We start from the raw sequence: 18629 nt of genomic DNA on the forward strand, positions 1-18629 counted from the left end.
CCGGTCCCCGGTTTCGGAAGGTCGGCCCAGCAGGCGACCTGACGGGCGGTCAGCTTCGGCTGGCCTGTGACGGCCTACATTGGGCCGACGCCGCCTGGGCTCGTCTGGAAGTCGAAGGCCGGCTCGCGCGGACGGCGCGGATTGGCCGCGCCTTGGCCGCCGAAGCCGTAGGTGAAGCCGATGAAGACGGCCCGCAGATCGAGGTCCATGGCGCGACGTTCCTTCAGGGCGGCGGTGTTGATCACGAGCTTGTCGCCGAACGTCTTCAGCGAATCCTGGACGGTAATGACCCCCGACAGGCGGTCGTTGAACTTGTGACGATAGCCAAGGTTCAGCATGCCCGTGGGCTCGCGATAGCCTTGCGGCGTCAAGCGCTTGCCGATGGCGAAGCCGCTGATCTGCAGGAAGTCCTTGGGCGTGGCCTGGATGTTCAGGGCCGCGTAGCCCGAGACGGTCCAGGTTGATCGGCTGTCGGGAAAGCCAAGGTCCGTCGCGCCGATCTCGTTCCAGGCGGCATTGCCGCTGATCGTGTACGAGACCTTGGGCGTCAGACGGGCGTTGGCCACCAGCTCCAGACCGCCGCTGCGGCTCTTGGCGAGATTGGCCTTGGTCGTCAGCAGGGCGCCGCCGGGCAGCTCGCGCACCACGTCGGTGACGCCGTCCCGCGCCTCGCGCCAGTACAGCGTGCCCAGATAGTAGTTGAAGCCCTTGCGCAGCTGGTAGGCGACCTCGAACGAGTCCGTCACCTGCGGCTTCAGGCGCGGGTCGCCTTGGCGGTAGTTATAGGGGTCCTGATAGATCCGGTACGGGTTCAGGTCCTGGGCGGTTGGGCGCTGGATGCGGCGGCTGTAGCTGGCGTTGACTTGGCGTGTGTCGTCGACCTTGTACTGGACGTGCAGCGATGGGTAGGCGCGCAGGTAGTCGTAGGAGTCCTTCAGGTTCGAGGTGACCTGGTTGGTGTCGATATGGACCTCTTCGAGGCGCAGGCCTGGCATCACCGTCCAGTCGCCCATCGAGCGACTGTAGGTGGCGTAGAGGGCGTTGACCGCCTGACCGTACTTGAACTGGTTTGTCAGGGCCGGATCGGTGGTCAGCGCGCCCCCGATCGGGCCTCGAGCGCCGAGGTTGTCATAGTCGTTGTCGTCGAGTTGCAGTTCGTAGCCCGCGACCAGCTTGGCGCCGCCGGGGAGGGGGCGCTTGTACTCGGCCTTGAGCCGGGTCTGGACCAGCTCGTCGCCGACGCGGACGCGCTCTGCGTAGTTCGAGACGATCGGCAGCTGATTGAAGCCGTCCGACTCGGTGGTCTGACGGTTGCGCGTCCGCTCCAGGCTTGCGCGTACGGTGAGCTCGTGCTCGTCGCCGGACAGCTTGCGACGCAGGTCGCCCGAGAGGCCGGCGACCGAACGCTTCATCTCGCCGTCGCCCTGCCGCTGGAAGCGAACGCTGGGCGCGCCGGTCGAGGTGCGGCCGTCATAGTCCGAGCCGGACTTCGACTTGTAGCTCATGTCGTTGTAGCGGGCCTCGGCGCTGAGGCTGGTCTTCTTGTCCAGGTCGTAGTCGACGCCGGCCCGGGCGTTGTGCGACTGGCCCCGGCTGACGAAGCCGACCTCCTGGTGGCTAGGCGAATACTGGCCGGTGGCGGCGTCCAGGCGCTCGCGGTCGTCGACGATCTGGCCCTTGGCCTTGTCGCGGCGCCAGCCGGCATCGGCCGAGAGGGTCAGGCCCTTGGTGTTGCGGGCCAGGCTGATGCTGGCGTTCTTGCGGCCTTCCGTACCGACGTTGGTGCGCACCGAGCCGGTGGTCCCGACTCCGCGCTGCTGTTTGGTGATCAGGTTGATGATGCCGGCCGAGCCCTCGGGGCTGAAGGCGGCCGAGGGATTGGTCATCACCTCGACGCGCTCGAACTGGCTGGCGGGGATCTGCTGCAGGACCTGGCCGCGATTCTCGCCCTTGAACATGCCCGACGGCTTGCCGTCGATCATGATGGTGACGTTGGCGTCGCCGCGCAGGCTGACATTGCCCTGCACGTCGACCTGCACCGACGGCACGTTGCGCAGCACGTCGGCGACCGAGCCGGTGGTGGCCTGGATATCCTTGCCCAGGCTGTAGCTACGCCGGTCGATCGAGGTCTTGATGTCCTGGTTGGATGGCGCGGTGATCGTCACGCCCTGCACCTGATTGGACGGTTCCTTCTTGGCGGGGGAAGGAGCGGGGGTGGTCGTCTGGGCGAAGGCGTTGGCGCTGAAAGCGACCAGGCCCGTGGCGGCCAGCAGGGCGGCGCGGCGGGTCGTGAAGGTCATGAAAGGTCTCCTCTGTTGCGAGGAACCTGACAGGGCGACTCAAAGCGGTGCAGTGCCTGGGGTCACGCGCTTGAGGTGACGTTTGTCATGTCCCGCTCAGGGCGCGACCGCGTCCAATGTCTGAGGCGCGCCCGCTTCGGACCCGTTGAAGATCAGGGTGCGCGTGACGCCCAGGCGGCGGATGTTCACCTGGTTGACCTGGTCGCCGTAGACATCGGCGAACATGGCGGCCCTCACGGTGATTTCTTCCGAGACGGCGGTCGGCGGAATTTTGCCGACATATTCGAAACGCACCTCGTCCGCGCCGAGGGTCATGTCCTTGAGTGTGAGCGCGATGGGCGCGCCGGCGGCGGCCACCGTGAACCGTGTGGCCATGTAGCCTTTCAGCGCTTCGATCGCGTCCGGATCATCAAGGCTGGCTTGGGCGTCGGGCGCGATCACGGCCAGCGCCGGCTCCGCGTCGTGAGCCGGGATGCGGTGGCTGACCGTGACGGCGCCGGTCTTGCCGTCGATTTCCACGACGCTGAGCGCGCCGTGGCCGCGATGCGCGGCCGCCGGAAGCGGGGCGAACACAAGGCCCGCCACCGCCAGCAGAACGGCCGCGCGCCGGTTCACTTGGAGCCTTCGTCCTTCTTGGGTTCGGCGTTGGGCAGGGTGGCCAGGCTGTCGGGTTCGACCTTCAGATTGGCGTCCTTCATGCGGTTGGCGGCTTCCGGCGGCTTGGCGATCTTGAAGGTCGTCGGGACGATCGCGCCTTCATAGACGTTGTTGCCGCGATCAGCGTCAGCGGTTTCCCACAGCGGATCCAGCTGGGCGCCCTTCAACTGCTTGGTCGACACATACTGCCAGGTGACTTGCTTGGAGCTCTTGCGCCAGATCTCGGCGGGAATGCGAACCGTCTCCGAGGAGCCGTCAGCGAAATCCATCTTCAGGATCACCGGCATCACCAGGCCGCCGATGTTGCGGAAGGTGAAGCGATAGACGTTGTCCTTGAAGTCCTGAGCGGCCAGCTCTTCTGGCGTCAGGTCTTCGCGCGCCGACTTGGCCTTCTTACGAGCGCTGTCGAATACCGCGAACTCGTCGTTGGCGTTGTAGAAGTCGCGCGTCTTGGCGTCGAGCTCGACGACGGTCGGAGCCTTGTTGTTAGCGGCGGTGCGCGATTCCGGCTCCTTGGCGCGCTCGGTCTTGCGGCTGGCGGACTCGACGTCGGGATCGCCGCTGTCGAGGCGACCCTGGACGATCTTTTCCAGCGCGATGTCGACGTGATCGGTCGAGTAAAACCAGCCGCGCCAGAACCAGTCGAGGTCAACGCCCGAAGATTCTTCCATCGTGCGGAAGAAGTCGTAGGGGGTGGGGTGTTTGAACCGCCAACGGTTCGAGTACTCCTTGAAGGCGCGATCGAACAGCTCGCGGCCCATGATCGTCTCGCGCAGGATGACCAGAGCGGTTGCGGGCTTGGAATAGCCGTTCGGACCGAACTGGATCACCGAGTCCGACTGGGTCATCAGCGGCACTTGGTCCTGGCTGACCATGTACTCGACGATGTCCTTGGGCTCGCCGCGACGCGCCGGGAACTTCTTGTCCCACTGCACCTCGGCCTGGAACTCGAGGAAGCTGTTGAGGCCCTCGTCCATCCAGGTCCACTGGCGCTCGTCGGAATTGACGATCATCGGGAAGTAGTTGTGGCCCACCTCGTGGATCACCACGCCGATCAGGCCGTACTTGGCGCGTTCGGTGTAGGTGAGGGCGCCGGTCTTCTTGTCCTTCACCGGCCGGGGGCCGTTGAAGCTGATCATCGGATATTCCATGCCGCCGACCGGGCCGTTGACCGATTGGGCCACCGGATAGGGATAGGCGAAGGTGAAGTCCGAATAGACCTTCAGGGTGTGGGCGATCGACTTCGTCGAATAGGCGTCCCACAGCGGGCGCGCCTCCTTCGGGAAGAACGACATGGCCATCACGACCGGATGTTCGGCCTTGGTGTCTTCCTGCTTCACGCCCAGAGCGTCCCAGACGAACTTGCGCGAGCTGGCCCAGCCGAAGTCGCGCACATTGCTGGCCTGGAAGACCCAAGTCTTCTCGGTCTTGGCCTTGCCCTTCTCGGCGGCCAGGGCCTCTTCGGGCGTGACGACATAGACCGGCTCGCTGGCTGTGCGGGCCTTGGCCAGGCGATCACGCTGGGCGGCGCTGAGCACGGCGGCCGGGTTCTGAAGCACGCCTGTGGCCGACACGACGTGGTCGGACGGCACAGTCAGGGCCACGCGGTAGTCGCCGAACTCCAGCGTGAACTCGCCCGAACCGAGGAAGGCCTTGTTGTGCCAGCCCTCATAGTCCGAATAGACCGCAAGCCTGGGGAACCACTGCGCGCCCTCGTAGATGCAGTTGCCGTCTTCGCCCTTGCCGGTGAAGCACTCGTAGCCGCTGCGGCCGCCAACCACCTTGTTCTCGACCATGGGCAGGGACCATTCGATCGTGAACTTGGTCTCGCCGCCATTGGCGCGCACGGCGGCCGGCAGGTCGACGCGCAGCAGGGTGTCGACGACGGTGAACTTCAGCGAACGGCCCGAAGCGTCCTTCACCGACTTGATGGTGAAGCCGCCTTCCCATTCCTTGAGGCGCTGTATGCGGCGAACCTGGCCCAGGCTCATCGAGTCGCCGGAGACCGTCTCGGTCATCTTGCTGATCGAGTCTCGCTTGTAGTCCTGGTCCAGCAACAGCCACAGATAGGGCAGGTTGTCGGGTGAGTTGTTGCGGTAGGTGATCGTTTCCTTGCCGGTCAGCAGCTTGGCGTCTTCGTCCAGACGAACCGAGACGTCGTAGTCGACCTTCTGCTGCCAGTAGCGATAGCCCGGCGCGCCCGCGGCGTTGCGGTAGTCGGTCGGGGTCGGCCAGTCCTCGCCCTCCAGTTGGCGGAACTTGTCCTCGAACGGCGCCTTGGTCTGCTTGATAGCGTCGGCGTGAGCAACAGACGCGGCCAGTGTGGCCACGATGACGCCGGCGACGGCGTAACGAATAGAACTCTTGGACAAGTTCAGCCCCTCAATTCAGAACCCTGACGAACCCCGACGACACCTTGGCTATGGCGGCGGGGGAAATCATCCCTTTTTTCCGTCCTTCGGCGTCAAAAGCTTATCTTGACGCCCGCGCGCACAGCCCGGGGCTCCACCGGATGGAAATGGATGTCCTCGACCCCGCTCGCCGGCTCTCCGGGCAGCCTTGAGGCATAGAGGTAGGCGATGTCGTCGCGCTTGCTGTTGGTCAGGTTCAGCACCTCGACCAGCAGGCTGGCGCGACCCAAATCCTGAGCAAGCAAGGCGTTGACCAGGCTCGTGGGGCGCGAGCGGACCGAATTGTCCTCGACCAGAGGCGCGCCACCAAGCCTGCGATAGGTCAGAGACAGGGACGAGCCCTTGATCGGCGTCCAGGTGGCGCCCGCGCTGAGCACAGAGCTCACCGCGTTGGGAATGCGGTCGCCTTCGGGCGGATCGCCGGCGAACCGGGCGTGCGTTGCGGCGTAGGAGCCTGTCAGGCTCAGATGAGCGGTCGGTCGCCAGTCCGCTAACAGCTCCACGCCCCGGCGGCGGGTGGCGCCGCTGGCTTCGGTGAAACCCGCGTCGCCGACATAGACGAGCTCGGAGTCTACACGCAGCGCCCAGGCTGCGGCGGTCAGGGCCAGGTCGCCGCGCTTCCACCGCAGGCCCAGCTCCGCGCCGTCGGTGGGGGAAATCAAAGGCGCGCGCTCGGCCGGATCGCCGGTGACCGGATCGACCGTGATCACCACGCCCCGCGCGTCATTGGAGTGGAAGCCGCGCCCCGCGTCGGCATAGAGCTCGAAGGTCTTGGAAATCCGCCAGGCCAGAGCGAGCTTGGGGCTGACCTGAAGATCGCTGACGGTCCCGCTGTTGCGAGGATCGCCCGCGTCGACATCGGCGCCCAGGGCGTCGGCGCGCAGGCCAAAGGTGGCGTCCACCTGGCCAAAGCGCCTGGAGGCTTCACCCCACAGCGCCGTCGACCATTCAGTCAGTGAGTCTTGGCGCACCGTCGCCCGTCGCAAGCGGGCGGTGGTGCGATAGAGGCCTACCTTGCCGATGTCGTCTATGCGGGCCGAGACACCTGTGCGGGCGCTCCAGCCGTCGCCCAGGCTCCATCGCTTGATCAGCGAGCCGCCATAGATCCAACGGCGATCGACCTGCTCGAACTGGTCGCCGTTGATCGGATCGTCCAGGAAGTAGGTGAAGTTTGAATAGAGATCGAGCGTATAGCGCTGGACGTAGACAACCGCGTCGAGACCGCGCAGCAGGTCGCGGCGACGGGCCGACAGCATATAGCGCGCGGTGTTTCCGCCGTCGGTCGCATCGACCGCGTCCAGACGCCCCAGGGCGCCGGACTCGACCGCTCGGCGCGGAATCTGGTCCGTGGCGTTCCACTTGGCGTCATAGGCGAGGGCGGTGATCGACCAGCCGCCCGCCAGAGCGCGGCCTAGAAGATTGATCTTGCGAAGGTCCTCGGGGTTCGTCCAAGCCCCGCGCGCGGTCGAGAGGTCCGCCGCGACCAGGACGTTTTCGGTCAGCGCCTTCGACCCGACGGCGCGATAATAGTCGTTCTCACCGGCCCAGGCCTGGAGCCCGTCGCCGTGCAGGTGGTCGGCGGTCTCGAAGGCGACAGCGCCTGCCGTGGCGAAGTCGCCGTTCTCGGCCGAGTAGGGACCCTTTTTGAAACTGATGTCATGGACGAACTCGGGCGTCAGCAGGTTCAGGTCCAGATAGCCCTGGCCATGGCCGTGCGACGGCAGGTTCAGAGGGACGCCATCCAGCGAGGCTGCCAGGTCCGTGCCGTGGTCCAGGTTGAAGCCGCGCAGGAAATACTGGTTGGCCTTGCCCGCGCCGGAATGCTGGGTCGCCGCCAAGCCCGGCACCGCTTCGATCAGCTCGCCGGGCCTGAGCAGAGGGCGGACGGCGAAGTCCGCATAGGCGATACGGCCCTCGCTGGCCGAGGTCGCGCGCCCAAGGTCGTTGGCGCGTCGCCCCCAGACCGAGATCGCCTCGACCTCCTGGCCTTGAGCGAAGGCGGGAAGGGATGTGGCCAGCACCAGGGCCAGCAGGGAAACGTTACGCGACATGACCGGCTGTTACCGGCGCGCCGCGACGGGAGCAAGGCTGGGTGGCGTCACGCCGCTTTGAGCAGGCCGTCGAAGTATTCGATGGTCTTCGTCAGCCCAACCTTCAATGGCGCCTTGGGCGTCCAATCCAGATGCTGCTTGGCGAGCGTGATGTCGGGCTGGCGCTGGCGCGGGTCATCGGAAGGCAGGGGGCGATGGACCAGCGCCGACTTGCTGCCGGTCAGTTCAAGAACCAGCTCTGCAAGCTGCTTCATCGTGAACTCGACGGGATTGCCAAGATTGATCGGGCCGGTGACGTCGTCGCCCGTGTTCATCAGCCGGATCAGGCCGTCCACCAAGTCATCGACATAGCAGAACGACCGCGTCTGGGTGCCATCGCCATAGAGGGTGATGTCCTCGCCCTTCAGGGCCTGGACGATGAAGTTCGACACCACCCGCCCGTCGTTCGGATGCATGCGCGGGCCATAGGTGTTGAAGATCCGCGCCACCTTGATGCGCAGCTTGTGCTGGCGCCAGTAGTCGAAGAACAGCGTCTCGGCGCAGCGCTTGCCCTCGTCGTAGCAAGAGCGGATGCCGATCGGATTGACGTTGCCCCAGTAGCTCTCGACCTGAGGATGGATGCTCGGGTCGCCGTACACCTCGGAGGTCGAGGCCTGCAGGATCTTGGCTTTCACCCGCTTGGCCAGCCCCAGCATGTTGATGGCGCCGTGAACGCTGGTCTTGGTCGTCTGCACGGGGTCGAACTGATAGTGCACGGGGCTAGCGGGGCAGGCCAGATTGTAGATTTGGTCGACCTCGACATAAAGCGGCATGGTCACGTCGTGACGCAGCAGCTCGAAGCGTGGGTTGGAAAGATGCTGAGCCACGTTCAGGCGCGAGCCGGTATAGTAGTTGTCGACGCAAAGCACCTCGGCGCCGCTCTCAAGCAGACGATCGCACAGGTGCGATCCGACGAAGCCGGCGCCGCCCGTCACGAGAATTCTCTGCATATGCATAGCGCGATCTGACTCCCCCGGACTCACGTAGAATTCGTTTGTAACGCGCCGCTCGCCGCGTCTCCAAGGGCGGGTTTGCGCCGGCGCCGGGGCAAGGTGACGTTTGTCATGTCGGCCCAGTGACGGGTGGCACTGATGAACAGCGTTCCCCCGCCGCATGTTGGTTTCGACATCGAGGGGAGCCAACCATGTCAGAGAGCCCAACCCAAATACCTGTCGGCCTGCTCAGCCAGGTCACCAAGCGGCGGGGCGCGACACAAGCCCTGGACGGTCTGGACCTGATCATCCGTCCGGGCCAGTGCGTAGCCCTGCTGGGCCCCAATGGCGCGGGCAAGAGCACCAGCGTCGCCTTGCTCACCGGCCGTCTGCATCCGGACGCCGGCCAGGTCCGCCTGTTTGGTGGCGATCCGCGTGACATCGACACCCGTGGCCGCATGGGCGTGATGCTGCAAGAGGCCGGCCTTCCGCACACTCTGACCGTAAGCGAGCAGGTGGACCTATTCCGCGCCTACTACCGCCGGCCGCGGCCTTTGGAAGAAGCTCTCCGATTGGCGGGGCTTGATGGTCTGGAGAACCGTCGATGTGGCGCGCTTTCGGGCGGCCAGCAGCGACGGGTCCAGTTCGCTATCGCGATCGCCGGTCGTCCAGACTTTCTCGTTCTGGACGAGCCGACGACGGGCATGGATATCGACGCCCGCCGGGGGCTTTGGACCGCGGTCCGCGCCGAGATCGCTCGCGGGGCGGCGGTCCTGCTGACGACCCACCACCTTGACGAGGCAGAGGCCCTGGCCGACCGCATTGTCGTGATCGACCACGGTCGCGTCATCGCCGACGGCACGCCCGAGGCGATCAAGAGCCAAGTGTCGGCTGTCGCGATCCGCTGCCGCACGCGCTTGGCCGACGCCGACCTAGCCAGCCTTGCGCGGGTGACCAGCCTTAGCCGCGACGGCGGCCGCGTCACCCTGCTGACCACCTCCGCCACCGCCACCCTGCGCGAGCTGCTGGCGCGTGATGAAACCATAGATGACCTAACCGTCACGGGCGCTTCGCTGGAAGACGCCGTCACAGGTCTTGTCCAGGCCGGTTCCCCGGCGCAACGCCAAACCGAGGTCGCCTGAGATGTCCACTCTACACACCTTGGCTATCTACGGCCGTGAATCCCGCGCTCAGATCGTGTCGACGGTGCGCACCCCCCAGTTCGTCATTCCCAGCGTCGCCCTGCCGCTGCTTTTCTACGGCGTCATGGGGCTGGGACTCAGCAAGGGACGCGAGGAGGTCGCGCATTTCATGCTGGCCAACTACGTGATCTTCGCCGCGATCGCGCCGGCCATGTTCGGCTTCGGCGCGGGGGTCGCCGCCGAGCGCGAGGCAAAGCTCATCCAGCTGAAACAGATCGCGCCCCTGCCTGCCGGCGGTTATCTGGTTGGACGGCTGGCTGCGGCCTTGGCGCTGATCGCCGCTTCGGTCGTGCTTCTGGGCGGCCTGGCCTGGTTCGGTGGGGTGCGCATGGACGCCTGGCGCTGGGCGGCGACCCTGGGTCTTGGCCTGGTCTCGACCATCCCCTTCGCCATGATCGGCTTGAACATCGGGCTGCGCATGGGCTCACAGGGCGCGACGGCCTTGGCCAATCTCGTGTTCCTCGCCTTCTCGCTGTTTGGAGGCCTGTGGATCCCGCTGAGCGCGATGCCTGGATGGTTCGGTGATATCGCCAGGCTGACGCCGTCCTACTACCTTGGGCAACTGTCCCAGATGCTGTCGGGAATGCAGCCGATGGCGAATGTGGAGCACCATGTTTCGATCCTCGTCGCCATGACCCTAGCCGCTGTGTTCGGGGCTTGGGCGGCCTGGCGCCGCCAGACGGCTTGACCGTGGGCTCCTGGGCGCGCGACACCGATGGGATGAACAAGGATCAGGCGACTTCGCTTGAGGGCGCGAGCGAGCACTCCCCCAAGAGGCCGGCCTTCTCTGGCCGCACCCTCCAGGCCCGCTGGCATTTTATCTGGCTGATCTACGTTCCGTTCTACTTCATCAGCTGGCTCTACAGGAAACCAGGGCCGGTCGAGGTCGCGGCCTCTCTCGCGGGAGCGGCCGCCTTCCTGGCGCTCTTCGTGATGATCTGGCGGCAGCGGGGGCGGCCGACGCTGTGGCAGGTGATCGCTATCTTCTGCCTGGGCCTGGGGCTCTCGCGGTTCAACGTCGGCTGGAGCGTCTACACGATCTACGCCATGTCCTTCGCCGCGCGCATGACGTCCCGTGGCGTGGCGGTCCGGACGATGATCGCTCTGGAGCTTATCCTGCTCGCGCTGGGCCCCTTGTTGCAGGCCCATGGCTTGTCGGCCTGGGTTTCGGGTCTGATCTTCGGCGCGGTCGTTGGCTTCGCCGGGCTGATGCAGAGCGACATGGAGCGAAAGAACCAGGAGCTCGCCGTCGCTCACGAAGAGGTCCGCGCCCTGGCGACGACCGCCGAGCGCGAGCGGATATCGCGCGACCTGCATGACCTGCTCGGCCACACCCTGACCCTGGTCGCGATCAAGGCCGAGTTGGCCGCGCGTCTGGTCAGCCGAGACGCCGAGGCGGCCGAGCGTGAGATGCAGGAGGTCGCCGCCGCCGCCCGCGAGGCCTTGAGCGAGGTGCGGACAGCGGTCGTCGGCATGCGAGGCGCGTCGCTTGCGCTCGAGCTGGACAAGGCCCGCCAGGCCCTGGCCGCCGCCAATGTCCAGGCCGACATAACCGCCCTGGCCACCGACGGTCATCCGGGCCAGGAGGCGGTGCTGGCCATGGCTTTGCGCGAGGCGGTCACCAATGTGATCCGCCACGCCGGCGCCCGTCGATGCGAGATCCGACTGGAGCCCACCGCGTCCTCGCTCGTGCTCACCGTCGCTGACGATGGGGGGGCGGCAAGATCGCGGAGGGGTCGGGCCTGAAGGGTATGCGCGCGCGGCTGGCGGCTATCGGAGGCGGCCTCGAGATTCAATCCGACAAGCGCGGCTCGCGTCTTGTCGCCACCGCTCCCTTGCAGGCTGCTCTATGATCCGTGTCGTGATCGCCGAGGACCAGAAAATGGTGCTCGGCGCCCTAAGCGCCCTGCTGGAGCTTGAGGGCGATATCCAGGTCGTCGGGCGTGCGGCGGACGGAAACGAGGCCTTGGCGTTGGTTCGCGCCCAAAGGCCCGACGTGCTCATCTCCGACATCGAGATGCCCTACCTGACGGGCATTGACGTGGCCACCCGGCTGAAGAGCGAAGGGGTGGCGACGCGGGTGCTGATCGTCACCACGTTTGGCAGACCTGGCTACCTTCGTCGCGCCCTGGACGCCGGTGTGAAAGGCTATCTCCTGAAGGACGGACCCAGCAGCGTTCTGGCGGCCGCGGTCCGCACCGTCGCCTCGGGAGGGCGCGCCATCGCGCCTGAACTGTCCGAGGCGATCTGGGACGCTGAACCAGACCCGCTCACCGACCGCGAGCGAGAGATCTTGCGCCTCGCGGAGGAGGGGCGTTCGAACAAGGATATCGCCGACGTACTGGAGCTCTCCCCCGGCACGGTCCGCAACTATCTCTCTGAGGCGGCTCAGAAGCTGGGCGCGGCCAACCGCGTGGAGGCGGGCCGGATCGCCCGCTCCAACGGTTGGCTTTAGAGCCCTAGCCTCGACCCCAGAGCCGTTCCCACTTCCAGCCGGTCAGATCTTCGACGATCTGCTTGGACTCGGGCGTCTCCGCTTCGGTCGCGCCGGCGCGCAGGCGCTCGACTTCGTGCACCAGCACCTCGTGGGTGCGCGCGTTGAGGCGGAAGCGCCAGGAGATCACCATGCCGGCGATCATCACCAGCAGCGGCCCGCCGACCATGACCAGCACCAGGGCCTGGATGGCTTCCGGCGTCTGCTGGGCGAGCGGCTGGCCCTTGGGCGCGGAGACGAAACCGCCCATGCCGATCAGGCTGGTAGTCAGCAGGATCGCGCCGGACTGGGCGACCTTGCGGGTCAGTGTCATGACGCCGGCGAAGATGCCTTCGCGACGCTGGCCCGTGACCGCCTCGTCGACGTCAGGCAGGTAGTTGTAGACGCCCCACGGCACGAAGTTCAGCGTGCCACGACCCAGGCCCGCCAGGATGATCGGGACGAACAGCCAGAACAGAACCGTCGGGCTGGCGGCGAGGTTGTAGATGTTGCCGTTCAGGTTCGCGACGCTTTCGGTGAAGCCCGCCGGCGGGATCAGGTAGAAGGCCATGAACAGCAGCAGGGCCAAGCCGACGCTGGTGATGGCCATGCGGTAGGCGACCACCGGGCCTGTCCGGATGATCACGCGGATAGCGATCATCACCGAGATTAGCTGAGCCACGTACATGGTCGTCATCAGCTGCGAGATGATCAGGGTCGAGCCGACCATCACCGTCGCCACGAACAACGGGAAGGCGGTGTTGAAGATGTCCTGGCTGATGTAGCCGCCCAGATACAGCGACAGGTGTTGGCGGAAGGCCTTGATCTTCAGGGTCGAGAACAGGTCGCGGAACATATTGACCGGGATCATCGCCGCCTTGCCCCAGTCCATGGGTTCGGGCTGGATTAGCTTCTCGTCCTCGGTGTAGGGGCGTTCCCATGACAGCAGGATCACCAGGATCACGACCAGGCTGAAAAGCACGCCGAAGATTGTCGCCATGATCAGGAAGGTGTTTGGCGAGTCCTTACCGCCGAAATTGTTGATGATCAGCGTCGGCAGGTACGAGGCCAGGATCGCCGAGCTCTGGGCGACCAGCATCCGCGCGCCGGCGAACTTCGCTTTCTCCTTGTAATCCTTCGTCATTTCGGCCGCGAGAGTTTCCCACGGGATCAGGAACATCGTGTAGACGAGTTCGAAGAAGATGAAGGTCACCAGATAGTAGGTGAAGGTCTGGCCCGTGACGAAGATCAGGGCGAAGGCCGGCAGGAGCGGGATGGTGATGAGCAGGAAGATCTTCCTGCGGCCGATCTTTCGCCCGACCCAGGTGTGTCGCAGGTTGTCGGAGATGTAGCCGATCAGCGGGCAGGTGATCGCCTCCAGAAGGCGCGGCAGGCCCAGGATCAGGCCTGTCTCCACCGGAGACAGCCCGCAGAAGGTGATGAAGAAGTAGGCCAGCCAGCCGGTGATCACCGCCTGGGCGCCGGCCCCGAGCATGTCGCCCGATCCCCAGCCCCAATAGTTGACCCAAGTGGGCTTGCGCGCGTCCGAGGCAGCCATATGCGTTTCGTTCCCAGTTCAGGGGGTCTTGCCGCCCCGTCCGGTCCGCCCCGAAGAGCGGACCGGTAATCAATACAAAGGCTTGTGGGCCTAGATGAAGGCGCGCTGGAACTCACCCAGCGCCAGCATGGCCAGCGATTGGCCATAGGGCATCGAGGTCAGGGGGATGTCCTTGTAGCCCTGGATGGTGTCGAACACCGGCGTGCCGAACGAGACCTGCTGCAGCTCGCCCTTATCGTCGATATTGGCCAGCACGCCCTTGATCGCGCGGATGGCGACAGCCTCGTATTCCTTGCTGATGTAGCGCTTCCGCACGGCCTTCAGGATGCCGTAGGCGAAGCCGGCGGTCGCCGAGGCTTCCAGGTAGGAGGTCTTGTCGTTGATGATCGTGTGCCACAGGCCCGTCTCCTGGTCCTGGAACTGCGTCAGCGCCTTGATCTGGGCCTCCAGCGCGTCGATCAGGAAGGCGCGCAGGCCATCGCCGGGCTTCAGGTCCAAGAGCTCGATGAACTCAGGGATGGCGATCGTGACCCAGCAGTTCCCGCGCGCCCAAAGGGCGTCGGCGAAGTTGTGACGGCCCAGGAACGTCCAGCCGTGGAACCACAGACCGGTCTTGCGGTCGGCCAGGTACTTGATGTGGACCATGAACTGACGCTTGGCCTCCTCGACAAAGTCGGGGCGGTCGAGCAGGAGGCCGATCTTGGCCAGCGGCAGCACGCTCATCATCAGCGTGTCGTCCCACAGCTGCTGCGGGTTCTCGCTGTTGAAGACGATGTGCTGGAAGCCACCTTCCTCGGTGCGCGGACCCTCGTACATGACGTAGTCGGCCCAGGTCTCAAGATAGGGGATGTAGGTGTGGTCGCCGGTGGCCTCATAGAGGTAGGCCAGGGTCAGGAACGGCGAGACGGTGTTGATGTTCTTGGTCGGCGTGCCGGCCTCGAAGCGGTCGGCGAACCACTGGGTCATGATGTCGAAGGCGCGCTCGTCGCCGTGCATCTCGTACTGCTTCCACAGGCCGTAGAGACCAACGCCGTGGGTCCATTCCCAGTCGTTCCAGCCCTTGGTGTCGATGACTCGGCCGTCATCGAGGCGCAGCAGGAATTCACCGGTCTCATCGGTGATGTCGACCAGATTGCTGATCAGAGCGGCGATCTTGGCCTTGATGTCCTTGGCCTCGAGGCCGTGGGCGAGATTGGGCACGGGTAGTCTCCAGTAACAGTCGGCGGGGGAGCGCCGGTCTTAGGGTTTGAAGTCGGGCGCGGCGACGCGAGCGACGGGAAGGCCGCCGCGCACCGTGCGAAGGTTGACGAGTTTGACGGCTTCCAGCGCATCGCCGGCGTCGCCGTCGCTGGTCACCGCCAGGGCGATCGTGTTCTTGCCGTGCGGGTCGATTATCCCGTTCGGCAGAACAAAGGTTCGCTGGGGGCCGACATGGGCGATGAACTGGCCCATGTTCCAGCCGTTGACGAAGATCAGCACTCGGTAGTGCTTGTTAGGCGAACGGGGAACATTCGGGTCACCGATCGTCAGTCCCAGGGTCACGTCATGATCCTTGGGCAGGGACAGGTCGAAACGGGTTCGATACCAGGTCGTGCCGGCATAGGCCTTGGTGGCGGCCATATCGGCCTTCGCCCAGGCTGCGTCCGGGAAGCCGGGCAGGTGCCAGCCTTCGCGTTCGCCATACTGACCGCCATTGTTGAGCGAGCCACGAACGGGATCGGCGATGTCTTCGCCGCCCTTGTTGCCCTGGATTCTCCAGGCGATCGGCACGGCGAAGCTGTAGGTCCCCGGACCCGACAGCGAAGCCGAGACCAGACCGCGCGCCTCTTTGTGGAAGTCGTCGGCGTCGAGATCCCAGTTGTGACCGTTGTTGCGGACCATGACCGAGAGCAGGTGCTCGCCCGCTCCGCGCAGCTCGGCGGGGATCTTGAAGGTCGCGACGCCCGTGGTGATCGGGCGGGGCAGGCCGCCGTCCAGCTCGTGCTGGCCCAGGAACTTGCCATCCAGCCAGACCTGCAGCATGCCCGCGCCGCCGGCGCCGTAGTGCAGGGTCAAGGTGTCGATGTCCGCCCGACCCTGATAGCGGCCCCGGTACCAGACGTCGCCGTTGTGGAAGCCATAGGTGCTCATGTCGAGCGCCGGCTGGCCCGTAGGGCCGCGCACGGTCGAGGCGCTGCGGCGGCCCTCTGTTTTCATCCAGGCGCTGTCGTCGAACTTGGGGTCGGCCTCGGGCGAGCCGAGGGCGGCTTTCCAGTCGAGCTTGGTCAGATCTGGCAGGGTGATCGCCGCCGGTCCGGGGAGGGCCTTGTCGACGAGCAGGCTGCCGGAGGCGGTCGCCCTGGCCGCGACCTTGGCGTCGTTCCAGCGGAGCGAGGTCACCGGCTTGGGCGCGAAGATTTCCAGCGGACTGTCGGTCTCGGTGTCGCCGGTCAGCGAGAGCACGCCGCCCTTGATCTGGACGTTCCGCACCAGGCCGGGACCACGCACCAGCACCTCGTCGCGTCGCCAGAAGGTCTGGCCGGTCTCGGCGTCGGCCAGCAGCAGGGTCAGCGGCGGGCGACCGCCGCCGGTGATCCGCACGCGGGCCAGGCCCTTGTGAGCGTAGGTGAGCTTCAGGTCGCCCTTGGCGGCGTCGAAGGCGGACTTAGCATCGCCCTCCAGCACCTCGACCTTTGGCGCGCTGGCATAGCGCAGCACGGTCTCGCCCGCCTCGCCGGCGCGGCCATAGAGCAGGGCCAGATCGCCGTCGTTCCACTTCAGGTGCGTCTGGATTTCCGACGTCGAATAGACCAGCCGCTGGCCGCCCAGATCGTAGCTGGCCATCAGCATCTTGCTGTCCTGGCCCTTGATCCGGCTGGGGACCAGGTATTCGCCATCGCGCGTCTTCACCTTGAAGGTAAAGGCCTCGTCGCCCGTGGCGCTGCTGGGATTGTGGACCACCACATAGAGGTGGCTGCCCGTCTCGGCGTTGACGTTATGATAGACGCGGACCTTGTCGTTCGAGGCAGCGACCGCCTCGCCCTTGTCCATGCGGGTGAGGTCAGGGACGGCGTTGATGAAGTCGCCCATCTGCTTCATCACCCGCGCCTTGTCGCGCAGGCCGCGGGCCTCGTCGATCGCCGAGCCGTAGTCGTAGGACGTGAACACGACCGGGGCCGGCAGCCAGCCCCAGCTGGTCCCGCCATAGGTCATGTAGAAGCTCTGCAGCGTCAGGCCGTTGGCGATGTTGGTTCCGTAGAACACCCGCTGATAGCCTACGCCGCGATGGATCGCGGTGCAGTCGTAGTCGCCGTTGCTGCCCCAGTAGTCGAACCAACCGCCGCCAAACTCCGCGAGGAAGCCTGGCGTATTGGGGCTGGCCGAGGCGCCGCCCTTGGCGCCGCCTGCCCCGTAGAGACCCCAATCGGGCGCGACGCCCGGACTGGAGGGCGTGGAGTCAACCTTGCAGTTGCCGCCCGGATAGCCGTCGAAGGCGTAGAGGTCGTTCGGACCCTCGACCGTTCCGGGCACGTTCGAGCCCTTCGGCACCCAATAGCCGTTGCGGCCCTTGTCGTTGTGGAAGATCGGGACCGTGATCCCATCCGCCCTGGCCTTGTCGGCCAGCCACGTCATGTAGCGCTGTTGCGGCGCGCCGACGACGTCGAGCTCGTTCTCGATCTGGTGGGCGATGACCGTGCCCTGGCCGGTGGTTAGCTGATGGCGGGCCACGACCGCGTTGATCTGCGTGAGCCACTCGTCGGAGGCTGTGACGTATTCGGGCGCGTCGGTGCGGGCCCGGGCCTGCTGGTTGACGAGCCAGCCAGGGAAGCCGCCCCGGGTCAGCTCAGCGTTCACATAGGGGCCGGCCCGCGTGATGACGTAGAGCCCTTCTTCCTTGGCCATGGTCAGCACGCGATCCATGTCCCGGATGCCGGAGAAGTCGTAGACCCCCTGCTTGGGCGAGTGGTAGCCCCAGTCGAAATAGATCGCGACCGTGTTGTAGCCGCTGGCCTTCATCTTCTGGAGGATGTCGCGCCACAGGTCGGGGCTGGGCACGCGGAAGGGGTGGAACTCGCCGCCCCATGAGAAGACCCGCTGGCCGTCGACCATCAGCGAGTACTTGTCCCACGTGATCTTGTGGACTTGCGCCGGCTTGGCCGCGACGGTCTGATCGCCGCCTTCCTTCAGCACGGTGAAGTGACGAACCGTGCCCGACAGCTCGGGCAGCTCGGCCTTCGGCGTCCAGGTCCGGAAGCCGTTCTTGCTATCGGAGTACCAATAGCGCTTGGCCATGTACTCGTCGAAATAGATCCGCCAGCCGCCGTCAGGCGTGCGGACCATGGCGGGACCTTCCAGGAAGCGGCCCCAGCCGGCCCAGTCGCCGGTCCCCTTGGGCTGCCACGGGCCGTCCAGCGACGGTGCGGTCCAAAGCTCGATGAACTTGCTGGTCTCGTTCTTGGCGAAGGCCTGATAGAGGCTTCCCTCACGCACCACGAAGGTGTCGATGAAGTTCGGGCCCAGACCCGAAAGCGGCTTCGGCGCGCTCCAGTTCGCCAGCGAAGCGTCGCTCGCGGCAAGGCGGTAGGCCTGGAACTGGCCTGCGATGCCGGTGGTTGAGACCGACAGGATCAGGTTTACCGAGCCATCCTCGTCGACGAACCACTCCGGCGCCCAGCTGTTGGTGGCGCCAGGAACCTCGACCTTCAAGTCGCGCAGGAAGGTCCAGTCCGTCAGGTCCTTGCTACGCGCCAGGCCGATCGTGTCGCCCGACCAGCCGGTGGTGTAGGCGACATAGTACCAGCCGTCGGTATGCTTCATCACGCTGGGGTCGCGGATCAGCCCCTTGGGCGGCGTGTAGGCCAGCGGCTTTTTCAGTGAAAAACGCGTCCCGTCCGCCGAGTCGTAGACGCTCATGTTCGACTGGCTAGCGTTGGTGAACGCCGTCATCATGTAGCGCGTGGGCTCAGCCAGCGCCGTGGTCGCCAGAAGAGCAGCCGCCAGGCCTAGAACGGGGAGGGCGCGCATGT

11 protein-coding genes and 1 pseudogene are annotated in these 18629 nt (G+C 65.6%); 4 read left to right on the forward strand and 8 right to left on the reverse strand.

The window, feature by feature from the left end; all coding sequences use genetic code 11:
• Positions 1-74: 74 nt before the first annotated feature.
• The 5 genes from CSW59_RS07185 to CSW59_RS07205 form a co-directional block, all read right to left on the reverse strand.
• The gene (locus CSW59_RS07185) at positions 75-2300 is read right to left on the reverse strand and encodes a TonB-dependent receptor domain-containing protein (RefSeq protein ID WP_099443398.1); all 2226 of its coding nucleotides are present in this window, start codon (positions 2298-2300) and stop codon (positions 75-77) included.
• A 96-nt stretch (positions 2301-2396) separates the two neighbouring features.
• Positions 2397-2915 carry a DUF6702 family protein gene (locus CSW59_RS07190; RefSeq protein ID WP_099443399.1) on the reverse strand — a complete coding sequence of 173 codons (519 nt, stop codon included), beginning with the start codon at positions 2913-2915 and terminating at the stop codon, positions 2397-2399.
• Positions 2912-5335, reverse strand: a complete 2424-nt coding sequence (locus tag CSW59_RS07195; protein WP_099443400.1) for a M1 family metallopeptidase — start codon at positions 5333-5335, stop codon at positions 2912-2914. Before CSW59_RS07195 ends, CSW59_RS07190 begins: the two co-directional genes overlap by 4 nt.
• An 86-nt stretch (positions 5336-5421) precedes the next feature.
• A complete protein-coding gene (locus CSW59_RS07200; RefSeq protein WP_099443401.1) occupies positions 5422-7419 on the reverse strand; it encodes a TonB-dependent receptor in 1998 nt (665 codons plus the stop codon).
• A gap of 47 nt (positions 7420-7466) precedes the next feature.
• A complete protein-coding gene (locus CSW59_RS07205; RefSeq protein ID WP_099443402.1) occupies positions 7467-8414 on the reverse strand; it encodes a UDP-glucuronic acid decarboxylase family protein in 948 nt (315 codons plus the stop codon).
• A gap of 188 nt (positions 8415-8602) precedes the next feature.
• On the opposite strand from CSW59_RS07205, the gene CSW59_RS07210 reads away from it, so the two are divergent.
• The 4 genes and pseudogenes from CSW59_RS07210 to CSW59_RS07225 all read left to right on the forward strand — a co-directional run bounded on the left by CSW59_RS07210 (position 8603) and on the right by CSW59_RS07225 (position 12047).
• Positions 8603-9532 carry an ABC transporter ATP-binding protein gene (locus CSW59_RS07210; RefSeq protein WP_099443403.1) on the forward strand — a complete coding sequence of 310 codons (930 nt, stop codon included), beginning with the start codon at positions 8603-8605 and terminating at the stop codon, positions 9530-9532.
• A gap of 1 nt (position 9533) precedes the next feature.
• A complete protein-coding gene (locus CSW59_RS07215) occupies positions 9534-10280 on the forward strand; it encodes an ABC transporter permease (RefSeq protein ID WP_099443404.1) in 747 nt (248 codons plus the stop codon).
• A gap of 116 nt (positions 10281-10396) precedes the next feature.
• Positions 10397-11445 (forward strand): annotated as a pseudogene (locus CSW59_RS07220) (sensor histidine kinase); the annotation flags it as partial.
• Entirely contained in the window at positions 11442-12047 is a 606-nt protein-coding gene (locus CSW59_RS07225) for a response regulator transcription factor (RefSeq protein ID WP_099443405.1), read from the forward strand. The pseudogene CSW59_RS07220 and the gene CSW59_RS07225, both read left to right, overlap by 4 nt.
• 4 nt (positions 12048-12051) lie before the next feature.
• Here the strand turns inward: CSW59_RS07225 and CSW59_RS07230 are convergent, their stop codons facing one another.
• The 3 genes from CSW59_RS07230 to CSW59_RS07240 all read right to left on the reverse strand — a co-directional run bounded on the left by CSW59_RS07230 (position 12052) and on the right by CSW59_RS07240 (position 18627).
• A complete protein-coding gene (locus CSW59_RS07230) occupies positions 12052-13623 on the reverse strand; it encodes an MFS transporter (RefSeq protein ID WP_099443406.1) in 1572 nt (523 codons plus the stop codon).
• A gap of 90 nt (positions 13624-13713) precedes the next feature.
• The gene (locus tag CSW59_RS07235; RefSeq protein WP_099443407.1) at positions 13714-14823 is read right to left on the reverse strand and encodes a glycoside hydrolase family 105 protein; all 1110 of its coding nucleotides are present in this window, start codon (positions 14821-14823) and stop codon (positions 13714-13716) included.
• A 39-nt stretch (positions 14824-14862) separates the two neighbouring features.
• Positions 14863-18627: a beta-galactosidase gene (locus CSW59_RS07240; RefSeq protein WP_099443408.1), complete on the reverse strand. Its 3765-nt coding sequence runs from the start codon at positions 18625-18627 to the stop codon at positions 14863-14865.
• Between the last annotated feature and the right edge of the window lie 2 nt (positions 18628-18629).

The sequence above is a fragment of the Caulobacter sp. BP25 genome (genome assembly GCF_002737755.1).
Classification (GTDB): Bacteria; Pseudomonadota; Alphaproteobacteria; order Caulobacterales; family Caulobacteraceae; genus Caulobacter.

What these genes read in the sequence shown, in the direction of transcription:
- CSW59_RS07185 (WP_099443398.1), bottom strand. Translation starts at nt 2,300, where the DNA reads ATGACCTTCACGACCCGCCGCGCCGCCCTGCTGGCCGCCACGGGCCTG.
- CSW59_RS07200 (WP_099443401.1), bottom strand. Translation starts at nt 7,419, where the DNA reads ATGTCGCGTAACGTTTCCCTGCTGGCCCTGGTGCTGGCCACATCCCTT.
- CSW59_RS07205 (WP_099443402.1), bottom strand. Translation starts at nt 8,414, where the DNA reads ATGCATATGCAGAGAATTCTCGTGACGGGCGGCGCCGGCTTCGTCGGA.
- CSW59_RS07210 (WP_099443403.1), top strand. Translation starts at nt 8,603, where the DNA reads ATGTCAGAGAGCCCAACCCAAATACCTGTCGGCCTGCTCAGCCAGGTC.
- CSW59_RS07215 (WP_099443404.1), top strand. Translation starts at nt 9,534, where the DNA reads ATGTCCACTCTACACACCTTGGCTATCTACGGCCGTGAATCCCGCGCT.
- CSW59_RS07225 (WP_099443405.1), top strand. Translation starts at nt 11,442, where the DNA reads ATGATCCGTGTCGTGATCGCCGAGGACCAGAAAATGGTGCTCGGCGCC.
- CSW59_RS07230 (WP_099443406.1), bottom strand. Translation starts at nt 13,623, where the DNA reads ATGGCTGCCTCGGACGCGCGCAAGCCCACTTGGGTCAACTATTGGGGC.
- CSW59_RS07240 (WP_099443408.1), bottom strand. Translation starts at nt 18,627, where the DNA reads ATGCGCGCCCTCCCCGTTCTAGGCCTGGCGGCTGCTCTTCTGGCGACC.